Below are 24,000 nucleotides of genomic sequence, written 5' to 3'. Positions count from 1 at the left end.
TTCATGCCGACATCGGAGCTGCCTGCCATCGCCAGCCTGCGCCCGGGTTTCATCTGGGGGGTCTCCACCTCCAGTTTCCAGATCGAAGGCGCAACCAAGGAAGATGGTCGTGGACCAAGTATCTGGGACGTCTATTGTGACAACGGCGAGATCAAGAACCACGACACCGGCGACGTCGCGTGCGACCACTACCATCGCTACCGTGAGGATGTCGCCTTGATGAAGACGTTGGGCGTCCAGGCGTACCGGTTCTCGGTTGCGTGGCCGCGCGTACTGCCGCACGGGCGAGGATTAGCCAATGAAGCGGGGCTTGAATTCTATGACCGGTTGGTCGACGAGCTGTTGGCCGCCGGCATCGAGCCGTGGCTATGCCTATATCATTGGGATCTGCCGCAGGCCATTGAGAATGCCGGCGGATGGTTGAACCGGGAGTCGGCGGCATGGTTTGCCGACTATACCACGCTGATCGCCACGCGTTTTGGAGATCGGGTCAAGCGCTTCGCTACATTCAACGAGCCGTCGATCTTCATTCTGTTCAGCCGTTCGCTCGGCAAGCGCGATCAAAGCAGCGAGGACAATCTCCACCGCATGATCCACCACGTCAATCTGGCGCACGGTGCAGCGGTGGATATACTCCGTGAGAGAGTGGCCAGCGCCTCAATCGGGTGCATTCACAATCTTCAGCCCTGCTGGCCGTCCAGCGCAGGCGAAGCCGACGCCGCGGCGGCCGCGCGCCTGGGTGTCTACTGGAATTACGCCTTCCCGGATCCGCAATGCCGCGGCGAGTATCCCCCCTCGATGCGGGCGGCGATCGAACCGCATGTGCAGCCCGGCGATCTGGCGCGGATTTGCCGCCCACTCGACTGGTTTGGACTGAACCACTACAGTCCGGTTTATGTGAAAGCGCGGGCTGATTCGATGCTGGGTTATGACTTCGGTGAGAAACCCGCCGATGTTCCGCTGACACCGATTGGATGGCCGATCGATCCCGAAGCCTTCGGCGAAACGCTGCGGATCGTGCACGCACGTTATGCTTTACCGATTTACGTTCTGGAAAACGGATATGGCAATTCCGACCAGCCCGACCAGGCGGGAGCCGTGATCGATACGGGTCGGATTGAGTTTCTGCGTGCCCATATCGGGGTCATGAATAACGCCGCTTCCGAAGGTGTCGATGTCCGCGGCTATTTCATTTGGTCGCTGCTGGACAATTTCGAATGGGACTCTGGGTACAGTATCCGGTTCGGTCTAAGCTATGTCGATTACGCGTCACTTCGGCGAACTCCGAAATCCTCCTTTGGTTGGTATTCAGGACTGATCAAAGCGGTGCATCAACGATGATGGCAACCTCCTCGCCGCGAACCAACGAAAAGCTGCTGCTTGCAGACATCGGCGGCACCAACGCACGCTTTGCGCTGATGGCCGACGGAACGGTCGGCGCCATGGCCCATATGGCTGTCAAAGACCACGGCAGCTTCGGCGAGGCACTCGGCGCGTATCTCGGCGGCGTGCCGGAAGCTGGCACGATCTCTTCCGCAGTTCTGGCCGCTTCCGGCACGATCCAGGATAACCGCTGCGCGCTGACCAATAATTCCTGGGTAATCGATGTCGCAGAGTTGCGCACTTCTCACGGATTTTCTACGGTTCGTCTGATCAATGATTTCGAAGCGGTGGCGTGGGCTCTGCCCTGCCTTCCGCGCGACAGTCTGCTTCCGCTAGGCGGCCGACAACCGGTCGCGGGAGCACCGCTCGCTGCGCTTGGCCCCGGCACGGGCCTCGGGATGGCGGTCAACATCCCGCACGCCACCGGCCGGGTCGTGCTTTCGAGCGAGGGCGGCCATTCCACCATGGCCGGCAGTTCGTCGCGGGAGGATGCTGTTATCGAAAATCTACGGCGGCGATTTGGGCATGTCTCGGCGGAACGCGTTCTGTCGGGCGCCGGGCTGGAAAATCTCTACGACGCGATCGCTGCGCTGGACGACATTATTCCGTCAAGGCGTCGCGCATGCGATATTACCCGGACCGGAGTCGAGGGTACCTGTTCGACCAGTCGCGCCGTCATCGATATGTTTTGCGCGATGCTCGGATCCGTCGCCGGCAATCTCGCGCTCACGTTCGGTGCGAAAGGCGGCGTATTTATTGGCGGAGGCATTCTGCGCCACATCCCCGAATATCTTGCCCGCTCACGATTCCGCGCACGCTTTGAGGAAAAAGGGCGGTTCAGCAGGTATCTCGAAGCGATACCGACCTACCTGATTCTGGACGAGAACGTCGCATTCGTTGGCCTCCGCGCCCTGGCGGAGGCCGAAGGCATTGGCTGAGAATCCATCGACCCAGATCGTCACTCTCACCATCAACCCGGCCGTTGACATTTCGACGTCGGTAAAAGAAATGATGCCCTTCACCAAAATGCGCTGTGCGCCGGCTCACCGCGATCCCGGGGGTGGCGGAATCAACGTAGCCAGGGTTCTGAAACGGTTGGGGGCTCAAGCAACCGCGATTTACCCGGCCGGCGGAGCTACCGGGCAGTCACTGGCGGCACTGGTCGAAGGTGAAGGCGTGCGCAGCGTCGTGATCCCGACGCTGAACGACACGCGGGAGGACGTCACGGTCTTCGACGAGACGACAGGAGAGCAATTTCGCCTGGTCTTTCCGGGGGCGCTCCTCCGCGAATTCGAATGGCAACAATGCGTTAACGCGATTGCGCGCATCACACCTCAGGCGGCATTTGTCATTGCAAGCGGCAGCCTGCCTGCCGGCGTGCCGGCGGATTTTTACGGCAGAGTTGCTCAAGTTTCGAAAGGCCTTGGCAAAGTAATCGTGGACACGTCCGGCACCTTTCTGAAAGCCGCCCTGGAAGTGGGTGTTTATCTCATCAAGCCCAACCTTCGCGAGTTTCACGAATTGGCAGGAATAGCCTCCGCCGATGAAGCCTCTCTCATCGAAGCAGGATGTTACCTGTTCGATCGCTATTGCATCGAAGTTATTGCTCTCTCCATGGGGTCCGATGGTGCCCTGCTCATGAGCCGCGATGCTGCTTGGCGTGCAAATGGCCTTCCTATCGAGCCCGCCAGTGTTTCCGGCGCCGGCGACAGTTTCCTGGGCGCGATAGTATGGAGCCTGGTGAGCGACGGCCGTCTCGATATGGCTCTGCGCTACGGCGTTGCCGGCGGTTCGGCCGCGCTACTCAATCCCGGTACGGAGCTTTGCCGTGTCGACGACGTTCATCGACTTGCTTCTGAGGTGATTGTGACGCCGATTGCTGGCTATCCTCGTTAGTCAGGAAAGCGATCTAGACTGGATGCACTTCTCTGGATCACAGCGATCAGTTGGAAGTCGGCATTCAAGGAGCGGCGATTCTCGTTGTACCGTCAGTACGATCGTCCCTTGCAGAATGTCTAGCCAGAGTTTTTTCTAGCCGCCTTGTCGAAAACAATAGAGCCGAGCAACATCTCGATGCGACCATTGCCCCACAACGGGAGCAAGAGGCGCGTGTAACCGGCCGGATGTTCGGTATCGCCTTTTCTGCTCGTTGTTTGATAATAATAAGTGGGAGCGCCGCCCTCTATAGTCGCTTGGCATTGCAACGTTAGCTCATCGAACGGCGCGTGAAGATCGATTTCGCCGAGAAACTTGTTGCCAATCGTTCCGCCGTACCATTCGGTCAGGTCCGCTCCGATGAGATCGAAGCGGAACCGAAGTGGAGTTTCCAAGACGTCAATCAGCATTGATTGCCGCGCAAGCCGGGACCGCAATGAGAACTTGACGTCGTCCCAAAACGGAACGTCGTTTGCACCACGTTTCAACCCATTCCAATATGCGTGAACGCGACTAAGGTCTGGTTCAAGTTCGTCGGGAAGAGAATAGCTGCGAACTTCTTCTGTCATCGAGCAACTGCCCTTCTTCGAGCAAGGGATATTGCCGCCAACTGAACTTGCCCCTTCCAGCGCGCTGGGAGCAGGCTGCCTCTCGTCCACACGTCCGCCTTGGCCGACAACCCCAGCGTCGCTGGCCTCGCGCTCATGAAAGGCTCGCAAGACCTCCCTGACCTCGTCATCCTCAAGGGCGTCCTGAACGCGACGTTCGTCGGATATGAATCGTTTTTCGTCGGAAACTCGCGTAGCCTTGGGGCCGCATGAGGGCTTCGTTGCATCGTTGGCGACGACCGTTTTTTGGTTTGCCATTCATCTTCTCCACGCATCCCTCAGAAAACAGTATGGCCCGCCAACCATGGGAGGCTTTGAGCGAGATCAAAAATCAAGCTCGGTTCCGGCCCAGGAGTGGCGCATCCGGTTTTGATTGTTGCAAAGGAACGACGCATAATGTCAGATGCGTTCATGAGCATATCTGTTCAATTGGCAGGGCATTTGGCCGGCCCTCCCTTGCAGCTCGATTAACCCAAGGGCGTAATTGGCAGACGTACACCCCTGCCGGTTTGAGATGGGTCAAGTTCGCGCCCACGCCTTTGCCTTTTGCGGCGACACGACATCGCCGGCTGGTGTCATTTCAGAAGAAGCGGAGCAGCCCAACAGCGAGACCCGATCATTCTCCTCACGCGATAGCCGCACATCGACTTCCTCCGCGAGGGCTATCAGTCCCGACACTGCGGTGACCGGGAGCATTCTGCCGTCACTCAGGTGGTTCGGGTAGCTGGGCAAGGCCTTGCTCCGCCCACTTCCGGATATCGGCTAGTGCCGGAGGCGCAGCGAGACGCCGGCTATGGCGCATGAAAGGTAACAGCAGCGGTTCGCCAGCCCGTCGATCATCTTGGAGCGCGAGCACATCGCCGGTCATGCGTCCGTCGTCTCCAAAGCTGCGCCAGAACTGCTTCCGACCCGGCCATGTGGTCTTTCCGACAGACCGTTTGCGTCGCGCTATACGGGCATACTCCTGAAGCTTGCAAGCGCAATCGAGCGCCGGCACGTCGGAGGATGTGGTCAGCTGGTGCAAATGCCGAAGCCATCGACCGGGGCGTTCGCACCCAACATGCTCGCAAGTTCGTCTTCGTCCAGACCCCCGGCCGCAAAGATGGTCACATTCTGCAGATCTCCCTCGTCCAGAATGCGCCCGAACCCTCCGTGAACTGATAGTTTGCCGGAGCCAATCGATCTCAGCGAGAAAATTCTCAAGGAAGTCGAGGGCTCGGGTCCTGCCGCCACAAGGAAGCCTCTGCGAGCCCGAAGCCGACGCAAGAAGAACTCAAATACGGCGGTGTCCGTTTGGCCATGATCCAGGTAGGCCTGAAGCACGTTAAATTGATACAAATCGGTCAGCAGGGGCTGGTCGCGGGATACATATGGCCAATCCCATGTGAGATGGCAGAACGCCGGGTGACCGACCTTGTCCTTTCGAAGGACAGTATGCGCAGCGGCCTCGCTGCACGCTCGGAAGAAGATACATTACAGAACGGCAAATTCTTGATCACTTGATCTAGCTCAACTCCTGACTTGCTGCGAGGGCTTATGAAAGACCGCCCTTCGAAATTTTGAGGCGCAAGATGTCCAAACTCCCGAACCTCCCCGCTCTGTCGATCTCGCCGGAAAAAGCGTACTTCATCGCTGCCAAGGCTCGCCAATTCGACGCCAAGGACGGTCTTACCGACCCGGAATCAGGCTCCAATGCGAGCGATGATGGCATGCGTTCCATTTTGGAGGATCGAACCGACGATCCGGTACTTATTGAACTAGCAAGCTTTATCCATGACTTGAACGACGACGAGCAGATTGATCTTGTTGCCCTCGCCTGGCTCGGGCGCGGTGACGGAGACATCGGAAATTGGGATGAACTTCGAGCCGAGGCCGCCCGTGCGCACAACAAGCGGACAGCCGCGTACCTGTTGGGAAAGCCGATGCTGGCCGACCATCTGGAAGAAGCGCTTTCGAAATTCGGCCATTCATCGGAAGAATCCGAGGCGGATCTGTTCTGACAGGAAATCCTTCGTTGGAAAACTCATGCCGTACGGACGAATATCGATCTGCCTGCATCGGTCCGCGATCACGTTCCGCCGCATGCGCAGAACATCTATCGCGCTTCGTTCAACCATGCCTCCGCAGCTCACGCTGGTGACGTTCGGCAGGAAGAGATCGCTCACCGTACCGCTTGGGCGGCCGTCAAGCGATCCTACGTCAAGGACCGCGATCGCTGGGCACCGATCGAGTACGAATGGCCGTCCACCCTAATTCAATGGATCGAAGCCGATCGCTTGGCCGGAAAGCGTTTCAGAATTGCAACGACCTCCTGATCGCTGACCTGCCGGAAGTCACGATAGAAATAGCCGATCGCTCCGAATAATTCGGGCGTCTCCAGGCAGATCAATGCATCGACTTCCCCACGCAATCCCGTGATCGTGTCGGGCGGGGCGACGGGAACGGCGAGTACCAATTCCTTGGGCTTCCGGTTACGGATCGCCTGCAATGCGGCCCTCGTCGTCGCTCCAGTTGCGATGCCGTCATCGATGACGATCACCACCTGTTCCGTGATCTCCGCCCGGGACCGCTCTCCGATGTAGAGTTGGCAGCGGCGTTCGATCTCGGCAAGTTCCCTTACACGCCGCGTCGAACTCTTCCGCTGTTGTGCCCGAGAGCTCAATCACCTCCTCATTGCGAACAATGATCGGCGCGGCGCCATCCACTACCGCCCCATCGCAAGTTTGTCCGCGAGCGGGTGCATCACGAGGCAATATGAGGCGACGGGAGTTCATCGGCCTGGTTGGTGGTGCGGCGGCTTGGCCGCTCGTGGCGCAAGCGCAGCAATCAAGATGCATTCCGGTCGTCAGTGCACGGGCATCAAGGCGGCGGCAGCGATGTTCCGAACTTTTTTGCCCTCCGCGTTAAAGGGCGCTCAGCAGGACAGGTAAGTAATCTGATGCTCGTCGGTTGCTACTTTTGCTGAACACGACTCAGATAATCGATAACAGCAAGGATGCGTTTTCGCACGACGACTTCCGGGCTTTGATCCGGCCCGGCCATCTTCCAATAAGACGGATCAACATAGTGAGGCAAGTTGATAATGGGGTTGAATCGTTCTCCCCAAATTGGCATTTCACGAGTGCCGTGAGCGGGAATTGTTTTCGATCCATATATGGTTTCATAAACAGCGTCCGTGGGAAAGACCCCGTTGTTGCGCTTGGCCAACATCGTCAAATCGGGAGGCGGTATCTTAAGCTGGTCACTGACGGGTCCTTTGCCCTTTGCATCCGTACCATGACAACTCGCGCACGAAGACCGAAATTCTGACTTACCGACGTCCAAATCTTCAGCCTGAGCCGCCACCGCGAAACCAGCGGTAAGACTGATAATTGTCAACCATTTTACACCACATTTTATCATGTCGCGCTCCGATGCTGGCTAGGAGAACCTTACTACTAGTCGCTTTGCCCCCCGATAGTTTGACGCACATCAAAACCGGCTTCCGGCTTAGGCTTATGAATGTTCTGAGTTTCCGCGAGCCCATGCAGACGAGGTGAATAACGATCCTTTTTGCTGCTTTGGCACTCAGCGTCGTTTCGCTGCGATGCGGAATTTGATCCGCTATCGGGGCATATCGGACAAGAGTGCAATCAAGCTCGATTCATGATGGGGTGGACGCCCTGCCCGACGGCATCGATGTGCCAAAGTGGAGGTGTTGAGCACCACTTAAGGGAGGCGTCCGTGTCAGAGGTTATCACAATCGGTCTGGATATCGCCAAGCACGTCTTTCACGTTCACGGGGCGGATGAGCGTGGTCGAGCGGTGTTCAGCAAGAAGATTAGCCGAGCAAAACTGCTAGATTTCTTCGCAGCGCAGCCGAGTTGCAAGGTAGCACTGGAGGCATGTGGTGGAGCACATCACTGGGCTCGTCATGCTTGCGGCCGAATATGTCAAATCTCACGGCCGTAAAGTTGCAGATGTCATGAGCCGCAAGGTGATCACGGCCTCGCCTCCGACACCGCTGCATGAGATCGCGGCCTTGATGGAGAAGAACGCCGTCAAACGGGTGCCTATTCTGGTGAACGACCAGTTGGTCGTCATTGTCAGCCGGGCCAATCTCGTTCAGGCCGTGGCAACGGCACGCAAGCTGCTTGATGTTCCGCTTTCCGATACAACCATTTTCGCGAAAACATACTATCTCATCTGAAGAAGCAGCCGTGGGCGCATACAATGATGTTGAACGTGACCGTCAATGGGGGCATCGCGGATCTCTGGAGCCTTGCTGAGTCCGCTGACGAGCGAAAGGCCATCAAGGTTGCCGCCGAATCCCCCCTGGAGTTTGCACGGTCAACGATAATCTGGTCACCCGGACCGTTGGCGGATGAGAGTGAGTTGACGGCTGCACAGACTGGTCGCTGCTTCAAAACTGCAGCATAAGCCCTGGCCGCCGCTGGTCGGTTCAAAGCGCACGACAGATAACGCGCGCGAACAAACGAGGCGTCAGAGCCGAAACCCGTGTTTTCCGAGCGGCTTCACCGTGGTTGCCTGCGCGCCCTTTTCGCCGATCTCATCGGTAAACACGACCCGGGAGCCAACGGTCAGATCGGAAACGCTCCGTCAAGAACGCTGTTGCGATGGAAGTAGATCTCCTCACCATCGTTTGATCGAAGGAATCCGAATTCGCCGGCTTGGTCCGCTCGTACGACGGGTTGCCCTTCGTGGCTACCATCCCTCCATGCGCCGCACACTATCCTGAAGTCGCCTGCCTGCCCGCTTGAACGCATCGCTAATAACAAACGGCAAATCCGAATGTCGCTCGTCATCCGTCGGCGTCCGCCCGATTTCGACTTCGCGACCGTCAGGTAGCGCAAGTCGAATGTTGATGTCATACAGGCCGCCAGCTTTGTGACGCGTCCCAGGACTTTAACGACATCCGGCATGCTGCAATACGACCATAGAGTTGTTCAAGCTTCTTCACATGGTCCGCGATCATGCCCTCAACCGCAGGACTGCCAGCCATCTCCTGAAATTCTATTTTTAACTTTCGTTTGCATTAGCCTCTCCTCCATCGGATAGAGGCGGACGGACAGATGAGACGTGCCATCGGTCTAAAGCCGGTCCGCTACGACCCTATCGTCACCCGGTCCTTGACGTTCTTAACGCCGGGGGCCGACCAAGCCGCCTTCTCGACCGCAAACTTCTCGTCCCAATTACGGACCTTGCCTTCAAGCAGGACTTCATCGTCGTCTCGAATTGTAACGCGTATGTCCTTGGCTTCGATTTCGGCGTGCCGCTTCAGGGCCGCTTCGATCTTCCTTTTTACGTTGTCGGCCTTCGCGTGCGGCTCTATTTCGATATTGTTGACGATGCTGCGGACCCCTGACAGTCTGCGAACATCGCGTTCGGCGCTGCTCTTTTGATAGTACCAGTTGACTTTGCCGGTCAACGTTACCAAGCCGTCCCGCACCGTGACCTGTATTGCGTTAGCGGGGACGACGCTGTCCCAAGACAGCACATCGACCGCGCGCCTGGCGATCTCATCGTCAGATGTCTTTAGGTCCGAAGCATAGCGAACTTCGATCTCATCCGCGATTCCATGCACGCCCTTTACCCGCCGCGCGGCGGCTAATGCTGCCAGCTTTTGCGCATAGCTGCTGACATGTCCGGTAAGCGTTACAACGTCCTGATCTACGGCCACGCCAATATGAGCTGCATCGACGATGGGCTCATAAGCGAGTTCATCCAGAATATCGTCACGAAGTTTTAGTTCATTCATGATCTGCCCTGAGCGCCGAGTAAATTGCCGGTCAGATAGCCCGACCTCGTCGGCCGGGTTGTTGATGCAGGTCAAGGCAGGTCAGGCGTTTCAGGCTGAAATACCTGAGTTCGCCGGTTCCGGGCTTCATCGCCGGCAACGCAATGGTCCGAAAGACGGCCTGAATCGCTGTAGCAATTCGAACGGCCAGCTTAATACACACGTGCGCATGACATCCACCGCGATAGCGAACTATTGGGCTTGATCAAAGATCAGCTCTGGCCGCCGCCCATGAAATCATTGGTCAACAAATGGTCCAACAGGAGGAACAAATGCCTGCAGAGATTCAGAATTTCCTGGTCGCTACCGACGGGTCCGAAAGTGCCGGGCGAGCAGTTGATGTCGCGGCCGCGATGGCCAAAGCCGCTCACGGCACATTGAGGATCCTGACCGTTGGCGAAAGCCAGACTGCGCCGCAACAAACGGATTTTACGCCCTTCGAGGGAAAGAAGGCGGACCTCGCCGAGCGACTTCTGGTGGAAGCGCAACAACGAGCCGGCTGGACTGGCGTGAAACCGATCAAGACTCTCGAGCGATGGGGCGATCCCACCCAAGCAATCCTAGATACGATCATGGAGGAGAAGGTAGACGCAATCGTGATTGGACGGCGAGGCAGAGGTCGCCTTTCAGGGCTGCTGCTTGGTAGCGTTTCCCAGAAGCTGATTAGTCTTGCGCCTTGCGCTGTCATTGTCGTGCCGTAGATGCCAACCTTTCGTCCCGCTCTCATCAGTGCGTTCGTGAAGGCGATCGAGAACGGTCGTGCGGGCAAAAGCACAGCGAGCCGTTAATTGACCGAAGTTGAGAGGCGACAATGTTCATCGGCGTTCCAAAGGAACTCAAGACCGACGAATACCGTGTCAGCCTCACTCCAGAGACGGTCAAGGCGCTGAGCGCCAGGGGAAATCGGGTCGCGGTCGAAACGATGGCGGGCGCTGGCGCTGGCATCACCGACGAGGAATACATTGCCGCTGGCGCCGAGATCATCGCGGATGCAGATCAGATATTTCAGCGTGCCGAACTGATTGTGAAGGTCAAGGAACCGCTGGCATCCGAACGGAAGCGCTTGCGACCCGGCCAGATCCTCTTCACCTATCTGCACCTGGCGCCCGACGCCCAACAGACCCATGACTTGATGGCATCCGGCGTAACAGCCCTCGCCTACGAAACCGTCACTGACGCAGCGGGAAAGCTTCCCTTGCTGGCCCCGATGTCGAGGGTTGCCGGCAGCATGGCGCCTCAGGTCGCCGCCCATTTCCTGCAACGTCCCCAAGGGGGCCGCGGCATTCTGCTCGGCCGCATCGAGGGCCTGCCGGCTGCTGAAGTCGTGATTCTCGGTGGCGGCGTCGTCGGACGCAGCGGCCGAGATGACGATCGGCATGGGCGCCAATGTGAGTGTTGCGGTGCACAGCCCCGAGACGAGACGGCGCCTGTCGGAGCTTTTTGGCGGGCGCGTCCGTCTGGTTGCGGCCGATGCCGGCGCGATCGAAAATCTCTGCACCGCCGCAGACCTGGTGATCGGCGCCGCCCTCGTCGCAGGTGGCGCGGCGCCCAAGCTCATCTCGGGGCGCACCGTCGCGGCCATGAAGCCGGGCTCCGTCATCGTCGATGTTTCGATCGACCAGGGCGGCTGCGCCGAAACTTCGCGCCCGACGACGCATTCACAGCCGACCTGTTTGGTTGACGGCGTCGTGCACTACTGCGTGGCAAACATGCCCGGCGCGGTGCCGCGAACATCGACATTCGCGCTCGACAATGCGACGCGGCCGTTCGTTCTGGTCTTGCTGATAAGGGATTCCCGCGAGCACTGATCGACGATCCGCATTTGCGTAATGGACTCAATGTGCACGACGGCAAGGTCACTTGCCGCCCCGTGGCCAACGCCTTGCGACTGCCCTTCACCGCCGCGATCGACGTCCTAAAATGAGAAATCCGCGCGCCATGCGCGCCCGGGGTCTGACGCACGTCAAGGCCAGCGCCGCCGTTTAATCTGAAGCGTCGGGAGCAGCACGTTCTGTGAGCCGGTCGAGAGAGAGAAGGCATACTTGTTCGCCTTGGTAAATTGCGAGGCGGCATCGGTCCCGAGTGTGCTTCATTGGTCGCGGAACTCTATTCATAGACGTCTGTCATAGCATCGTCCTTTCCGCTGGTACCTCGCTGGCACAATGTCTTTAGGCTACTCACCGGTCGTCGCCTTGATGAAGATCAAACAGGACTTCGTGCACCGCCCTATATTTTCAGCAAGGAGATCACCATGCGCGCGCACCAGATCATGACCCGAAACGCCATCACCGTGCTGCCCGAGACGCCCATTCTCGAGGCGGCCCACAAGATGCTCGAAAACCATGTGAGCGGGCTACCCGTGCTCGATGCATCGGGTAGGCTCGTCGGCATCGTCTCGGAAAGCGACTTCTTGCGACGTTCGGAGATCGGCACCCAGCAAAAACGGCCGCGTTGGCTTCAGTACTTTCTTAGCCCGGCTCATTCTGCCAACGATTTCATTCATGAACGCGGCCGCAAGGTCAAAGATGTCATGACCCGCGACCCCATCGCCGCAGACGAAGATACCTCGTTGGATGAACTGGTACACCTGATGGAGAAGAACGGCATCAGGCGCCTGCCGGTGCTGCGGAACGACAAACTGGTCGGCATTGTCACCCGTGCGAATCTGCTTCAGGCCGTAGCCAGCATAGCCAGGGAGATTCCCGATCCCACGGCGGATGATGGACACATCCGCGACCGGATCATCCGAACCCTGGAAGCCACAGACTGGCGGCCAACCGGGCTTCAGGTCGCCGTGCGCAACGGCGTGGTTCACTTGCATGGCCTCATCATCAACGACGACAGCGCGCGCCGGGCGTCGATCGTCGCGGCGGAAAACACCGCGGGCGTTAAGGAGGTGCACGACCATCTGTGCTTTGTCGACAGCCGGTCGGGCTTCTACATGGAATCGCCTGAAGACATGAAGGCCACAAGCTGACGCTGTGCCACGCGGAAGGATTTGGATATGGCTTGGCTCCTCCGCCTCATCTCGGCCGTTGCCACAGCAATCACCTCATTGTTTGTCGCGCGACGACGCCTTGATTTTTGGCATCATGCAAACCTTGTACCTCAGGCCGGCATTAGGACACAGACAGCGGTATTTCCGCTGATCGAGGCTAATGCGGTCATTGCAAGACTGCCGACGGGACAGATTTCCGGCGCGGGATTCTCCAACCCTAGATCCCGCACATGGCAATTTCAATGACAGTACTACCTTCCAGGCCAGCCGACGCGCGGGTCCAGGAGCGCATCTTCGCCTTCCTTACGGACCCCACCGCCCATCCGCATGTTCGCCGGATCGATACCCATGCAGCGTCGGTTTTTCTCGAAGGTGAACGCGCGCTCAAGATCAAGCGCGCCATCCGTTTTCCTTATCTCGATTATTCGACGCTGGCGAAGCGAAAGGCGGCTTGTGACCAGGAGATAGCGATAAACCGTCGGTTCGCGCCGCAGATTTACCGTCGTGTCATTCCCATTACTCAAGACAGCCAAGGATCGTTGAGCATCGACGGTGAAGGACCGCCGGTGGAATATGCGGTCGAGATGACCCGTTTCGACGAAAGCCGGACCGTCGACCATCTGGCGGAAGCCGGTCCGCCGGCGCCTCATCTCGTCGACGCCATTGCCGATGCGATTGCGGCCTCGCACCTCGCTGCGCCGCTCGCGCCGGGCGAGCCATGGATCCAGTCGATTCCGGGCATTATCTCCGGCAACACAGCGGCATTCCGAGCCGCGGCCTGCTTCCCCGAACGCGAGATCGACGGCCTTGGAGACGCATCTCATTTAGCATTTAGCCGAATCTGCGGGCTGATGGAACAGCGTGGCAAAGCAGGATTTATACGGCGATGCCACGGCGATCTGCATCTGGCGAACATCGTGTTGATCGAGGAACAGCCTGTTCTATTCGATGCAATCGAGTTCGATCCAACGATCGCATCCACCGATGTGCTCTATGATCTTGCATTTCCTCTGATGGATTTCATCAGGTACGACCGGCACGCCGCGGCGAACGGCCTCCTGAACAGGTATTTAGGCAGAACGCCCCCTGAAAATCTCGATGCGCTCGGAACGCTTCCTCTATTCATGTCATTGCGCGCCGCCATCCGCGCTAATGTTATGCTTGCCCGGATTGGCCCAACTTGTCACAACGAGGCCGATATCAGGCAGTCCGCCCGTGCTTACTTTGAGCTTGCGCTTCGATTGATCCAGCCTGCTGCGCCAATGCTGGTGGCGATCGGCGGCCTCTCCGGGACCGGAAAATCCATCCTGGCGCGAGCGCTCGCGCCTCACGTGGGACCGGATCCAGGGGCCGTCGTGTTACGCAGCGACGTTCTACGGAAGCAGTTGTTTGACGCCAACGAGAACGAACGGCTCCCCGAGAGCGCATACCAGCCGGAGATTACGCAGCAGATTTACGAAGGGCTTTCGCAACGCGCAATTCGCATTCTTTCGCAAGGTCATTCCGTTGTCGTCGACGCAGTTTTTGTCGACCAGAGGGAACGAACCGCGATCCACAATGTCGGGCGCGAGTTAGACGTTGGATTCGTCGGTCTCTATCTTCAGACCGACCTCGCGACGAGACAGCGCCGCATCGGTCACCGCAGCGACGACGCTTCCGACGCCACTCCTGAGATCGCAGCGCTTCAGGAACGATACGATATCGGCGCGTTGGACTGGACACTCATCGATGCGTCCGGCGAACCGGAGGAGACGCTGAAACTATGTCGGCCGGCTATTGCTCTTAGGTCCGCGACACGATGAACGGTTATCTTGTAAGGCCCACCACGACCGCCTCGATACTTCAAACTGATCTGGATCAAGACCGGCTCGAGGCGGCTGCATCAGAATGCCCGAGAGGCTAAGCAAGGACGACATGTCCGCCCTTGGCCGAGCGATTGTCTGGATCAAACATTCGCAGGCTCGAACATTCCACCTCGGACTCTGGGACGAAGATGAGATTGTTTGGTAAATCATCATGGATATGAGGGTCCAGCCCATCGAAGCGACGGAAGAAGCCGTCGGGCGAGTGGAAGGTGCTCCGCGCCGATATCCTTGGAAGCCAGGGATCACGATTGCGCTCGGACTAGGTTGGCAGTAGCGGCTTGGTGGCTGTGGCGCGGTCCGACTGTTACGGCCGTTCGAGTGACGTGCGGATCGGCTGCGGAAATCGTCTACCGCAACGGGGGCCGTTGAACCTGAGACCTGGTCACGCTCGAGCCCCCTTGTCCGGGGCCGCATTATCGAACGTTGCAGATGCGAAGGTGGAACCGTTCGCAAAGGGGATCTTCTTGCCCGTCTCGACGATAAAGAAGCGATTGCCACGCTGAATGACCTGAGAGCGCTCGAAGACTTTCAGCACCGCGAATTCGATCGCCAGGCCCAGCTGCTCGCCCGCGGGGTTGCGACCTCTCAGGCTTATCAGAAGGCGGAAAGCGATTTGGCGCGCATCCGGGCGCAAATCGCAGCACAGGCACAACGCCTGGAATACTACAAGTTGGTTGCGCCGATGGACGGAACCGTCCTGAAGGAAGACGGCGAAGTGGGCGATATGGTCGAGCCCGGTACGGTCTTGTACCGGATTGGCCTCGAGAAGCCGTTATGGGTCGTCGCGGAAGTCAATGAGGACATTCCCCGTGTTCAAGTCGGACAGAAGGCGTTGCTGCGCACCGATGCGTTCGCCGATCAGGTGTTGCCCGGCGTCGTCAAGCAGATCACGCCGGCTGGCGATCCCGTTGCAAAGACCTTCCGGGTCAGGATCGGCCTGCCCGAGGACACGCCGCTCCGGGTCGGGATGAGCGTCGAGGCGAATATCGTCAGCCGTGAAAAAAACTGGACGTTATCCTCGTCCCGGCAAATGCCGTCATCAACAGCAGCCTGCTGGTAATCGAGAACGAGCGCGCCCGCCTGCGCAAGGTCGAAATTGGCATACGGGGCACCGGCGTCGTGGAGGTTCTTGAGGGCGCAAGCGAAGGCGAACTGGTTGCGTCCCCCGCAACAACAAACATCAAGATTGGATCGAAGATACGTGCGCTAGTCGTGGAACCGGTGGCACCGTGAAGCTGATTCTCAAGATAGCCTCGATTCATGTCCGGCACCGAGCTCGCCAGACGTTGGTGGCCGTCGCAGGTGTAACCACCGGTGTTGGCATTTCGATAATGATGACAGCCATGATGGAGGGTTCGCAGAACGACTTCATCAAGACCCTGGTCGACGCGCTACCGCATATTTCCGTGGCAGACGAACTGCGCGCGCCGACCCGTCAGCCCGCCGACATCATTTATCGCGCCGCCGAGTTTCACGGCCTGATCCCCGAGGTGCGTCGGCCAGGCATCAAAAATCCCATGGCGACGATCGCTTCGCTGAGGTCCTGGGTCCCCGGCGCGCTGACTCCCTCCGTGCAGTCGAAAGCGGTGCTGCGCTTCGCAGGCCGCAATCTCACTATCTCGGTGATTGGAATAGATCCACACACCGAAGCCAATGTATCCAACCTGGCGACCCACATGCGCCACGGGACGTTGGAATCGCTCTATCGCTCCTCGAATGCAATCCTGCTGGGCGATCGGCTGGCAGACAAGATCGGCGCCCGGGTCAATTCCAGCATCACGCTTGTGTCCGCTGAGGGCGCCAACATGAGCGCCACCGTGGTCGGCACCTTCCACTCCGGCTTCCGCGCCACCGACGAGACCACCGGTTATGTCCTGCTCAAGACCGCGCAGATCCTCGAAAGACAAACCAGCGTCGTCAATGAGATCCGCGTGCGTACCCGCGATCCGATGGAAGCTCGGTTGATCAGCGAGCGGATCGGCGAGCAGACCGGCTATAGGTCGATTTCCTAGCAGGAGGCGCAAGAAAATCTGCTGGCGGCCATCACTCTGCGCAACGTGCTGATGTATACTATTGTCGGGGCCATTCTGCTGGTCGCCAGCTTCGGTACCTACAACATCATTTCCACCATCACGCACGAGAAGACGCGTGATATCGCGATCCTAAAATCACTCGGATTCCGGGACAAAACCATTCGCGCGATCTTCATTGTTGAAGCGATGCTGGTCGGACTTGTCGGAGCCATGCTCGGCTGGATCCTCGGATATCTCCTGACGCGGGGGCTGGCATCGCTGGAATTTAAGACACCGTTCTCCGACTACAACCACCTGCCGGTGCTCTACTCGGCGAAACACTACTTGCTCGCCACGGGCGTTGCCTTGGTTTCCAGCCTGATTTCCGGCGCGCGCAGCGGCACGGTTGCACCCCGTGGACATCATCAGGGGAGCAACATGAACGCCCTGATCGAGGCACGCGAGGTGACCAAGGTTCTCGGCGGGATCGTACCGGTCACCCTGGTACAGGGTATAAATCTCGCTATTATGCCGCGCGAGTTCGTCGCAATAACCGGCCCATCCGGCTCGGGCAAATCATCACTGCTGTATCTGTTAGGATTGCTTGACCTGCCGACTGCCGGCGACGTCTTGATCGATGGGCGGTCGACGACCCTCATGACGGAGGACGAGCGAGCGGAAGTTCGGCTTACCCGCATCGGGTTCGTCTTCCAATTCCACTTCTTGCTACCTGAATTCAGCATCACCGAGAATGTCGCGCTGCCGATACGCGCGCTCGGCAAACTGTCGCCTCGCGGCGCCAGAGCACGCGCCGAGGAACTGTTGGCCTCGTTCGGGCTTGGCGATCATCGGCACAAGACGCCCGATCAGTTGTCCGGGGGACAGCGGCAAGCTGGCCAACGACCCCCCGGTAATCCTTGCGGACGAGCCGACTGGCAGCCTCGACACTCTCGCAACCTCTCAAGTATTTGCCATCCTTCGCGATCTAGTGACGCTTCGCGGCAAGACTGTGGTCGCAGTCACACACGAACTCAGTCTCGCTTCGCAGATGCATCGACGGGTCCACGTGGTGGATGGCCGACTGGCGAAGGATGACACCTTGGTGTCCGCCCCAGTTCTTCATTGAAACATATGGCCAATCGGCTCGACAGGACGGAGGGATCGTCAGGCCGGTAGCCCGCGGTGCCGGCACCTTGACTCGGATCAAAGTCCATCCCCGCGGATGAGCAGACTATGTTTCCTCCCAACCTAACGATGGAGGCAAACGTGACAGACTCTGAGCTCCGGCAAGACATTATCGACGAGTTGGAATTTGACCCGAGTTTCGACGGCGAGCACATTGGCGTTGCCGTCGACAAAAATGTCGTCAGCCTTAGCGGGCACGTCAACAGCTACGCTCAAAAAGTCGCGGCCATCGCCGCTGTGCAACGTGTCAAAGGTGTCCACGCTATCGCCGAGAACATTGAGGTGCGCTATCCGTTTCAGAAACAGACCGCAGACGATCAGCTTGCCAAGCGCGCCACCGATATTCTGAATTGGGACGACCTCGTTCCAAAGGACACGGTAAATGTCCTAGTTCAAGATGGCTGGGTCACCTTAACCGGCCGCGTCGAATGGAACTATAATAGGACCGCGGCCGAAGACGATATCCGCAAGCTATCCGGAGTGCGCGGTGTAACAAACAAGATCACGATCAAGCAGTCCGACGTCGACGCTTCGAGCGTAAAAGGCAAGATCGAATCCGCCCTCAAACGCCACGCCGAGGTTGAAGCCAAGGCGATCCGCGTCACCGTAAAGGACGGCAATAAGGTCGTGCTCGAAGGGAAGGTCGACAATTGGGATGAGCGTCGGGCCGTTGAGAACGCGGCGTGGTCCGCGCCAGGCGTCGTATCCGTAGAGGATCGCCTGACGATTGCTTGAACAAACCCATGCTTGCGGCGTCCCGACTGGAGACGCCGCGGGCAGTTGACCTGGAATGCTCCCGCTATGAGCGCCGCAGATAGGTCACCACACCAACTACGAGCCGCCTATTATGAATATCAAAGATGTCCTTTTAGGTCTGACTACTTACCCGAAAATCATCGAATATTAATGCAATCAGATGGGCCGTATCGTACGCAGATTTGATGAATTGCCGGATCGCCGCGTTTGCCGCCGTTTTCGCGAATTCATTCTTGGCGGGGCAGCCAAATCAATGATGTCAAGGCCGCCGGTGCCAACATTCCTTTCGCATTGATTCTCTTCTGGAGTTGTCATGACGGATCCCGCAGACGATGCGCGAGGGAACTCTGGTTTGACCGAAAGCGGAAGCCGGAGCGTTCCGGCTTTGGGACGAATCTTGCAGAACCGATCAGATCAACTGCACAGTTAAGCCCTAACAAGACGAGCGCTCGATCCGAGCTTTCCATGCGACTTAAATTTCAATGTGAAATGAGCCTGCCGCCTAATCCTCGAACGTTTCTTTGTTTGATTGAGATCAAAGAGGCCTTCTTTGCCGGGCATATGCTTTTCCTTAACCACCTCAAAGGAGTAAAAGGAGTATTTGTCATGGCGGAAGCTGCCACCAAGCTACTCATCAAGACCCAAGCGACTTCAGCTCCGCAGGTCACGACCGCCTCGGGCTGGCAACCCTTCGATGCACTGCGCAATCAGATCGATCGGCTGTTTCATGACTTCCAGGCCGGCTTGCTGCAGGTTCCTTCTCGTTCGCTCCTGGACATCGAACCGTCCTGGCGTCGTGATTTCGGCTTCGAGGTGACACCGGCCGTCGACATCGAGAACGAGAAGGCCTTCGAAGTGACGGCCGAACTGCCGGGCCTCGATGTCAAGAACATCAACCTTCAGCTTTCCGACAACGTCCTGACGATCAAGGGCGAAAAGCAGGAAGAGAAGGAAGAGAAGACCAAGGACCGCTACGTCTCCGAACGCCAGTACGGCTCGTTCCGCCGTTCGCTGCGGGTACCCGGCACTGTAGACGCTGACAAGATTGAAGCGAGTTTCAAGGGCGGCATTCTGACTGTCACGCTGCCGAAATCGCCGGAAGCGCAGAAGAAGCAGAAGACGATCCCCGTAAGCGTCAAGTAAGCCAACTGCTGGCCTCGCCGCATCACGCTTGAACGGTGAGGCCGCTGCAAAGGTATCGCTACCCCATTTTTGTTGATTCCGAACCCAGGAGACACTGCGAAATGGCACACAAGCAAATCCTATTTCATTCAGCAGCCCGCGAGAAGATTCTGCGGGGTGCGACCCTTCTAGCCGACGCGGTGCGTGTCACGTTGGGACCGAAGTCGAAATCAGTCCTGATTCAAAAGAACTGGGGCGCGCCCATCGTCTGTAATGACGGGGTTACCATCGCCAAGGAATTCGATCTTAAGGATCCTGAAGAAAACCTCGGCGCCCAAGTGCTTCGTCAGGCTGCCGAGAGAACCGGCGACGTCGTCGGCGATGGCACCAGTACCTCGACCATCCTTGCGCACGCCATTCTCGCCGACGGCGTGCGCAACGTAGTGGCCGGCGCCAGCGCCATCGATCTCAAGCGCGGACTGGATCGGGCGGCGCGCGTTGCGACCGAAGCGCTGCATGCCATGTCTCGTCCGGTAAAGACCAAAGCGGAGAAGGCACAGGTCGCAACTATTTCAGCTCACAATGACGCGGCGATCGGCGCCTTGGTCGCCGACGCCATCGAAAAGGTCGGCGGCGACGGCGTGATTTCGGTTGAAGAGTCCAAGACGACAGAAACCACACTGGATGTCGTCGAAGGCATGAAGTTTGACCGCGGCTTCATATCACCCTACTTCGTCACCGACGCGGAGCGCATGGAAGCGGTTCTTGAGGACCCGTTTGTGCTGCTTTGCGACACCAAGATCGGAGCCTTGCCGGACCTTATTCCTGTCTTGGAGCAGGTTGCCAAATCGGGCCGGCCGTTGCTCATCATCGCCGAGGATATCGAGGGAGAAGCACTTGCGACCCTGGTGGTCAATCGGCTTCGCGGCGTTCTCAAGGGTCTCGCCGTCAAAGCGCCCGGGTTCGGAGACCGTCGCAAGGCAATCCTGGAAGACATCGCAATATTGACGGGTGCACAGGTAATCTCCTCAGATATCGGATTGAAGCTCGAGAGTGTGACGCTGCAACAGCTGGGGCGTGCCGCGCGCGTCGTCGCAGACAAGGAAAATACAACGTTGATCGGCAGCGGAGGCGATCGAGTGCAGATCGACGCCCGCATTCAGCAAATTCGAAGGGAAATGGAGAAGACCACCAGCGACTACGATCGCGAAAAACTCGAAGAGCGGCTTGCCAAGCTGTCCGGCGGCGTTGCTGTAATCCGCGTCGGCGCTCCAGCCGAAGCGGAGATGAAGGCAAAGAAGGAGGCCCTGGATGACGCTATCAGCTCCACCAAGGCCGCGGTAGCCGAAGGTATTGTACCCGGTGGCGGTCTCGCATTGCTTAGGTGTATCGAGGCCGTCGCGCGTGACGAAGCCTCCTGCGAAGGCGATGAGAAGACTGGCGTTCAGATCCTAAAGCGCGCACTTGAGGCGCCGGCGCGCCAAATTGCCGAGAACTCCGCAGTTGACGGCGGCGTGGTCGTTGCGCGCATGCTCGCGAGCCAGGGCAATTTTGGCTTTGATGCCGCGCGCAAGGAGTATGTCGACTTGGTCGAGGCGGGCATCGTCGATCCAGCCAAGGTGGTTCGTACCGCATTGGAGAATGCGGTTTCAGTCGCCAGCGTGCTACTGCTTACCGAGGCGACGATGACGGAAACTCCCGAGACGAAGAGAGAACGGCCGGCTGAGCCGGAGATGGCAATGTGATTGGCGCCAGCTGTCTGTCGCCTCAAAGGAGTATCGGTACATCGATCGAGGGAAGAAAGGCTATCAAGTATCTACGAAAGAGTTCCCGTCTACAGTCGCAGCAATTAAGCGCGCCGGTCGTCTGCAGGTCGTATCAAGGCTGCTGGTGATGACCGCTTCCATCCTGTTTGCCAGATGAGAATGCCAGCACTTGGTCCGTCACGTCTTCTACATGGTGCAACAGGAAGACTAGATGCCCATCCTGGTCGTGTATCGGCGTATTTATGGGTTGCCAGTGACGCTCGACAAACTCGTTGCTTCGGTCTCGTATATCATAGCGTTGGATCGCCATAGCGTGTGGTTGGCCAGTCTGCACCACAGTCCGTAGCGACGTGTACAAGTTGATTACTCCGTCGGCGAGTACGTCATCAGGATTATCCGGGAATACCTCGAACAGTGACCTTCCGACGACGTCGCTGCGGTTAATAAAAGTCGCTTCGGCGTAGGCATCATTTATATCGACGATATGCAAGCCGGGACCCGGATCCAAGAGCATATAAGGATGCGGTGAGTTGTCGAATTCGGATTGAAATTGCTGCCTGACCGCTTGTGCATCTATCAGCCATCTTCGACGATCCTCAAACGGCAACATTTCCGCGCCGGATAAGGTCGAATTCAAGATTGCAAATTCGCGTTTTGCTGAGGACAACAAAGCTTGAAGCGTGCGCTGGAGGCCCGCATCTGTCGTTTCGCTCAAAAGCTTCTGGAAATGAGCGATGTTTTGTTCGCAAACGAACTTACTCACCCGCCTTCTCCCTTGATGCAACTTGGGGAGGCTGGGGGCCGCCCCACGCCAAGGATCGGCTCCAGGAACTTACTTTGGCATACCCTTTTCCGGATTTAAAGGCCTTGGCGCGCCCCGGCGATCATCATAAAATCACGATCAAGGTCGGCCAGGAAATCCTATTGCCGCCAACGGCTTGGAATCTCAGTCTTCGAACAGCGGTGGGTCCGGCCGGTCGCCGCGCTCGGCTTGCTCGATCTCTTCGTTGTGTTCTGTGGGGATCTCGCGTTCGACATCGACCTGTTCCCGTCCCATCAGGCCCGAGGCTTCGTCGGTCTGTTCAGTAGGAGGCGTACGCCTTTTCCGTGGAGGCGATGCTGTTCCAGAGACATTCCCTAGATCTGAGTACTTCATGCGCCCTCTTAACTCGTCTCCTCAATGGGACATCAGGCAGCAGATCGGGCTCGAGCTTAGCAGATCACGCGTCATCCCACCAAAGACCCACTCGTTGAGCCGGCTATGGCCGTAGCCCGGTCACGAGCAAATCCGCCCCTTCGTCCTCGGCCAGTCCAATGATCTGATCCGCACCGGACCCATGGGCCTGCATCTCGACACGACGTTCTGCCTTTATCCTGTGCTGCGCCAGGTAGCGAACGACGTCATCAACATGATGGCGCGCGGTATCCATCTGGTCCGTCCCGCATATCTCCATGATGGTCACGCGTTTGGCCTCATGAAGGAACGGCAACGCATCCTGAACCCCTCGCCGGGCCTCCCGCGTATTCTTCCATCCGATCACGACATGGTCAGCGGCAAGGGATTTCACTGCCGGAGGTACCACCAGGAAAGGACGGCCGGCTCCCAGGATGGCGGCGCCAACGTCGACAGTCCGATAGATATCGCCCGATCTTGCTTTCTCGACCATGATCAAGTCAGCACGTCGCGCCTCGTCGATCAACGTCTGCGTGGGAGACTCAAGAGCTGACCGCCATTCGATCTGGCGGTCAGCTCCGGCGGCTGAAACTTGTGTCAGCTTCCGCCAGACTGGCCTTCATTTTGGCAATATCAAACTCCGTCGCGTTGTCGACGATCACGACACCATCGGCGACAAACGGCGGCATGATCGCAAGAGCCGATAACCCGAGCAGCTTGGCCGCGAGCTTGTCTGCTAGACCGGAAGCGATGCTGACCAGCTGTTTCGAGACGTGATCGACATTGACCCAGACCATCAGCGTTGCATAGGACATAGCAGTCTCCACCCTCGGTGATCACACATTACGTCCACGTCCGGGCGCGGGTACCTTGAGCCAGATCAACTTCTGGTGCGGCGAGCTTGGGGCCGCCGGCCGCATCACCAGGGTTCAAGACTCGCTGGTAAGATGCTTTTCAATTTCTCCGATCGAGTGCTTGGTCAGGTCCTTGTTTAACTCGGCGATAATGCAAGCCTTCACGTCGGGATGGAATGCGCTTCGCAATTCAGCCAATGTCTTTGGCGGCGCTACCACGATGAGCGCCTTCGTCTCGCTCGTTCGGACCATTTGCTCCATGGCGGCTGCCACCATTTGGGCGAAACGATGCTCCTCGATATCATGCCAATCGGTCGGCTCGACAGCGCTTCTGCGGCCGACCACGGCAGCCTCGCTGACCCGTCCTGGCCGATCGCTACCCTGCTCGTGGGTCGGTGGATTTTCCGCCTCAAACACCTTTTCAGTTTTGAGATTCGGAAATTTGTTGTCGCCCTCATTTCGCAGAAACAAAGCCTTCCGGCCGTCGCCGACAAACACCAAAGCGTTATGCGGAATTTTTACCATGTTCGTACGCTCCTCAGAAG

Annotated in this window: 23 protein-coding genes and 4 pseudogenes; 18 read left to right on the top strand and 9 right to left on the bottom strand. The window is 58.1% G+C overall.

Features of this window, described 5'->3' with window-relative positions; genetic code table 11:
* The first annotated feature begins 3 nt into the window (after positions 1–3).
* The 3 genes from ACH79_RS25945 to ACH79_RS25935 are packed head-to-tail and all read left to right on the top strand — an operon-like array spanning position 4 to position 3,279.
* The gene (locus ACH79_RS25945) at positions 4–1,341 is read left to right on the top strand and encodes a GH1 family beta-glucosidase (protein WP_161853493.1); all 1,338 of its coding nucleotides are present in this window, start codon (positions 4–6) and stop codon (positions 1,339–1,341) included.
* Entirely contained in the window at positions 1,338–2,321 is a 984-nt protein-coding gene (gene glk / locus ACH79_RS25940; protein ID WP_246738125.1) for a glucokinase, read from the top strand. The genes ACH79_RS25945 and glk overlap by 4 nt, the downstream gene beginning before the upstream one ends.
* Complete coding sequence (locus tag ACH79_RS25935) at positions 2,314–3,279, top strand: 1-phosphofructokinase family hexose kinase (protein ID WP_161853492.1); 966 nt, start codon at positions 2,314–2,316, stop codon at positions 3,277–3,279. The genes glk and ACH79_RS25935 overlap by 8 nt, the downstream gene beginning before the upstream one ends.
* 119 nt (positions 3,280–3,398) lie before the next feature.
* Here ACH79_RS25935 and ACH79_RS25930 read toward each other — a convergent pair whose 3' ends face one another.
* Positions 3,399–4,184, bottom strand: a complete 786-nt coding sequence (locus ACH79_RS25930; RefSeq protein ID WP_161853491.1) for a hypothetical protein — start codon at positions 4,182–4,184, stop codon at positions 3,399–3,401.
* A gap of 1,313 nt (positions 4,185–5,497) precedes the next feature.
* Between ACH79_RS25930 and ACH79_RS25925 the strand changes: the two genes are divergently transcribed.
* Both ACH79_RS25925 and ACH79_RS45205 read left to right on the top strand, forming a co-directional pair.
* Positions 5,498–5,926, top strand: coding sequence for a DUF3775 domain-containing protein (locus ACH79_RS25925; protein ID WP_161853490.1), 429 nt, complete (start codon positions 5,498–5,500; stop codon positions 5,924–5,926).
* A gap of 6 nt (positions 5,927–5,932) precedes the next feature.
* Positions 5,933–6,241 (top strand): ChaB family protein, encoded by a 309-nt coding sequence (locus tag ACH79_RS45205; protein ID WP_161856567.1) that lies wholly within the window; start codon positions 5,933–5,935, stop codon positions 6,239–6,241.
* Here the strand turns inward: ACH79_RS45205 and ACH79_RS25915 are convergent.
* Both ACH79_RS25915 and ACH79_RS25910 read right to left on the bottom strand, forming a co-directional pair.
* Positions 6,181–6,588: a phosphoribosyltransferase gene (locus tag ACH79_RS25915; protein WP_246738124.1), complete on the bottom strand. Its 408-nt coding sequence runs from the start codon at positions 6,586–6,588 to the stop codon at positions 6,181–6,183. The genes ACH79_RS45205 and ACH79_RS25915 overlap by 61 nt on opposite strands.
* 290 nt (positions 6,589–6,878) lie before the next feature.
* Positions 6,879–7,328: a cytochrome c gene (locus tag ACH79_RS25910; protein ID WP_161853489.1), complete on the bottom strand. Its 450-nt coding sequence runs from the start codon at positions 7,326–7,328 to the stop codon at positions 6,879–6,881.
* 321 nt (positions 7,329–7,649) lie between these two features.
* Between ACH79_RS25910 and ACH79_RS44230 the strand changes: the two are divergent.
* Together ACH79_RS44230 and ACH79_RS25905 are read left to right on the top strand one after the other, a co-directional pair.
* Positions 7,650–7,838: pseudogene (locus tag ACH79_RS44230) on the top strand (IS110 family transposase); the annotation flags it as partial.
* Between the two features lies 1 nt (position 7,839).
* Positions 7,840–8,115, top strand: a complete 276-nt coding sequence (locus tag ACH79_RS25905) for a CBS domain-containing protein (RefSeq protein WP_371419279.1) — start codon at positions 7,840–7,842, stop codon at positions 8,113–8,115.
* 915 nt (positions 8,116–9,030) lie between these two features.
* Here ACH79_RS25905 and ACH79_RS25900 read toward each other — a convergent pair.
* Positions 9,031–9,684, bottom strand: a complete 654-nt coding sequence (locus ACH79_RS25900) for a BON domain-containing protein (RefSeq protein WP_161856566.1) — start codon at positions 9,682–9,684, stop codon at positions 9,031–9,033.
* Positions 9,685–9,995: 311 nt separating this feature from the next.
* Between ACH79_RS25900 and ACH79_RS25895 the strand changes: the two genes are divergently transcribed.
* The 11 genes and pseudogenes from ACH79_RS25895 to groL all read left to right on the top strand — a co-directional run bounded on the left by ACH79_RS25895 (position 9,996) and on the right by groL (position 21,406).
* Positions 9,996–10,424 (top strand): universal stress protein, encoded by a 429-nt coding sequence (locus ACH79_RS25895; protein WP_202639034.1) that lies wholly within the window; start codon positions 9,996–9,998, stop codon positions 10,422–10,424.
* A gap of 110 nt (positions 10,425–10,534) precedes the next feature.
* Positions 10,535–11,647: pseudogene (gene ald / locus ACH79_RS25890) on the top strand (alanine dehydrogenase).
* Positions 11,648–11,974: 327 nt separating this feature from the next.
* Positions 11,975–12,700, top strand: a complete 726-nt coding sequence (locus ACH79_RS25885; protein ID WP_161853487.1) for a CBS domain-containing protein — start codon at positions 11,975–11,977, stop codon at positions 12,698–12,700.
* 251 nt (positions 12,701–12,951) lie between these two features.
* A complete protein-coding gene (locus ACH79_RS25880; protein ID WP_246738123.1) occupies positions 12,952–14,523 on the top strand; it encodes a bifunctional aminoglycoside phosphotransferase/ATP-binding protein in 1,572 nt (523 codons plus the stop codon).
* Between the two features lie 397 nt (positions 14,524–14,920).
* Positions 14,921–15,646, top strand: a complete 726-nt coding sequence (locus ACH79_RS25875) for an efflux RND transporter periplasmic adaptor subunit (protein WP_246738712.1) — start codon at positions 14,921–14,923, stop codon at positions 15,644–15,646.
* A 283-nt stretch (positions 15,647–15,929) separates the two neighbouring features.
* Positions 15,930–16,598: an ABC transporter permease gene (locus ACH79_RS44225; protein ID WP_246738122.1), complete on the top strand. Its 669-nt coding sequence runs from the start codon at positions 15,930–15,932 to the stop codon at positions 16,596–16,598.
* A gap of 51 nt (positions 16,599–16,649) precedes the next feature.
* Positions 16,650–16,931, top strand: a pseudogene (locus tag ACH79_RS44220) (ABC transporter permease); the annotation flags it as partial.
* Between the two features lie 105 nt (positions 16,932–17,036).
* A pseudogene (locus ACH79_RS25865) lies at positions 17,037–17,724 on the top strand (ABC transporter ATP-binding protein).
* A gap of 140 nt (positions 17,725–17,864) precedes the next feature.
* A complete protein-coding gene (locus ACH79_RS25860; protein ID WP_161853486.1) occupies positions 17,865–18,518 on the top strand; it encodes a BON domain-containing protein in 654 nt (217 codons plus the stop codon).
* A gap of 627 nt (positions 18,519–19,145) precedes the next feature.
* Complete coding sequence (locus ACH79_RS25855; protein ID WP_161856563.1) at positions 19,146–19,682, top strand: Hsp20/alpha crystallin family protein; 537 nt, start codon at positions 19,146–19,148, stop codon at positions 19,680–19,682.
* Positions 19,683–19,783: 101 nt separating this feature from the next.
* A complete protein-coding gene (gene groL, locus ACH79_RS25850) occupies positions 19,784–21,406 on the top strand; it encodes a chaperonin GroEL (protein ID WP_161853485.1) in 1,623 nt (540 codons plus the stop codon).
* Between the two features lie 133 nt (positions 21,407–21,539).
* Here groL and ACH79_RS25845 read toward each other — a convergent pair whose 3' ends face one another.
* From ACH79_RS25845 to ACH79_RS25830, 5 genes are all read right to left on the bottom strand, one after another.
* On the bottom strand, positions 21,540–22,190 hold the full coding sequence (locus tag ACH79_RS25845) for a PAS domain-containing protein (RefSeq protein ID WP_161853484.1): 651 nt from the start codon (positions 22,188–22,190) through the stop codon (positions 21,540–21,542).
* A 183-nt stretch (positions 22,191–22,373) separates the two neighbouring features.
* On the bottom strand, positions 22,374–22,583 hold the full coding sequence (locus ACH79_RS25840; protein WP_161853483.1) for a hypothetical protein: 210 nt from the start codon (positions 22,581–22,583) through the stop codon (positions 22,374–22,376).
* Between the two features lie 103 nt (positions 22,584–22,686).
* Positions 22,687–23,127, bottom strand: a complete 441-nt coding sequence (locus ACH79_RS44215; RefSeq protein WP_246738121.1) for a universal stress protein — start codon at positions 23,125–23,127, stop codon at positions 22,687–22,689.
* 46 nt (positions 23,128–23,173) lie between these two features.
* On the bottom strand, positions 23,174–23,416 hold the full coding sequence (locus ACH79_RS44210) for a hypothetical protein (RefSeq protein ID WP_246738120.1): 243 nt from the start codon (positions 23,414–23,416) through the stop codon (positions 23,174–23,176).
* Positions 23,417–23,530: 114 nt separating this feature from the next.
* Complete coding sequence (locus ACH79_RS25830) at positions 23,531–23,980, bottom strand: host attachment protein (RefSeq protein ID WP_161856562.1); 450 nt, start codon at positions 23,978–23,980, stop codon at positions 23,531–23,533.
* Positions 23,981–24,000 lie beyond the last annotated feature (20 nt).

This window comes from Bradyrhizobium sp. CCBAU 051011 (genome assembly GCF_009930815.1).
Taxonomy (GTDB): Bacteria; Pseudomonadota; Alphaproteobacteria; order Rhizobiales; family Xanthobacteraceae; genus Bradyrhizobium.
This window is presented reverse-complemented; position numbering and strand designations above follow the sequence as displayed.

Coding starts and splice junctions, on each gene's coding strand:
- groL (WP_161853485.1), top strand. CDS start 19,784: ATGGCACACAAGCAAATCCTATTTCATTCAGCAGCCCGCGAGAAGATT.
- ACH79_RS25930 (WP_161853491.1), bottom strand. CDS start 4,184: ATGGCAAACCAAAAAACGGTCGTCGCCAACGATGCAACGAAGCCCTCA.
- ACH79_RS25855 (WP_161856563.1), top strand. CDS start 19,146: ATGGCGGAAGCTGCCACCAAGCTACTCATCAAGACCCAAGCGACTTCA.
- ACH79_RS25880 (WP_246738123.1), top strand. CDS start 12,952: ATGGCAATTTCAATGACAGTACTACCTTCCAGGCCAGCCGACGCGCGG.
- ACH79_RS44225 (WP_246738122.1), top strand. CDS start 15,930: ATGATGGAGGGTTCGCAGAACGACTTCATCAAGACCCTGGTCGACGCG.
- ACH79_RS25895 (WP_202639034.1), top strand. CDS start 9,996: ATGCCTGCAGAGATTCAGAATTTCCTGGTCGCTACCGACGGGTCCGAA.
- ACH79_RS25910 (WP_161853489.1), bottom strand. CDS start 7,328: ATGATAAAATGTGGTGTAAAATGGTTGACAATTATCAGTCTTACCGCT.
- ACH79_RS25885 (WP_161853487.1), top strand. CDS start 11,975: ATGCGCGCGCACCAGATCATGACCCGAAACGCCATCACCGTGCTGCCC.
- glk (WP_246738125.1), top strand. CDS start 1,338: ATGATGGCAACCTCCTCGCCGCGAACCAACGAAAAGCTGCTGCTTGCA.
- ACH79_RS25830 (WP_161856562.1), bottom strand. CDS start 23,980: ATGGTAAAAATTCCGCATAACGCTTTGGTGTTTGTCGGCGACGGCCGG.
- ACH79_RS25900 (WP_161856566.1), bottom strand. CDS start 9,684: ATGAATGAACTAAAACTTCGTGACGATATTCTGGATGAACTCGCTTAT.
- ACH79_RS25840 (WP_161853483.1), bottom strand. CDS start 22,583: ATGAAGTACTCAGATCTAGGGAATGTCTCTGGAACAGCATCGCCTCCA.
- ACH79_RS44210 (WP_246738120.1), bottom strand. CDS start 23,416: ATGTCCTATGCAACGCTGATGGTCTGGGTCAATGTCGATCACGTCTCG.
- ACH79_RS25905 (WP_371419279.1), top strand. CDS start 7,840: ATGCTTGCGGCCGAATATGTCAAATCTCACGGCCGTAAAGTTGCAGAT.
- ACH79_RS25945 (WP_161853493.1), top strand. CDS start 4: ATGCCGACATCGGAGCTGCCTGCCATCGCCAGCCTGCGCCCGGGTTTC.
- ACH79_RS25925 (WP_161853490.1), top strand. CDS start 5,498: ATGTCCAAACTCCCGAACCTCCCCGCTCTGTCGATCTCGCCGGAAAAA.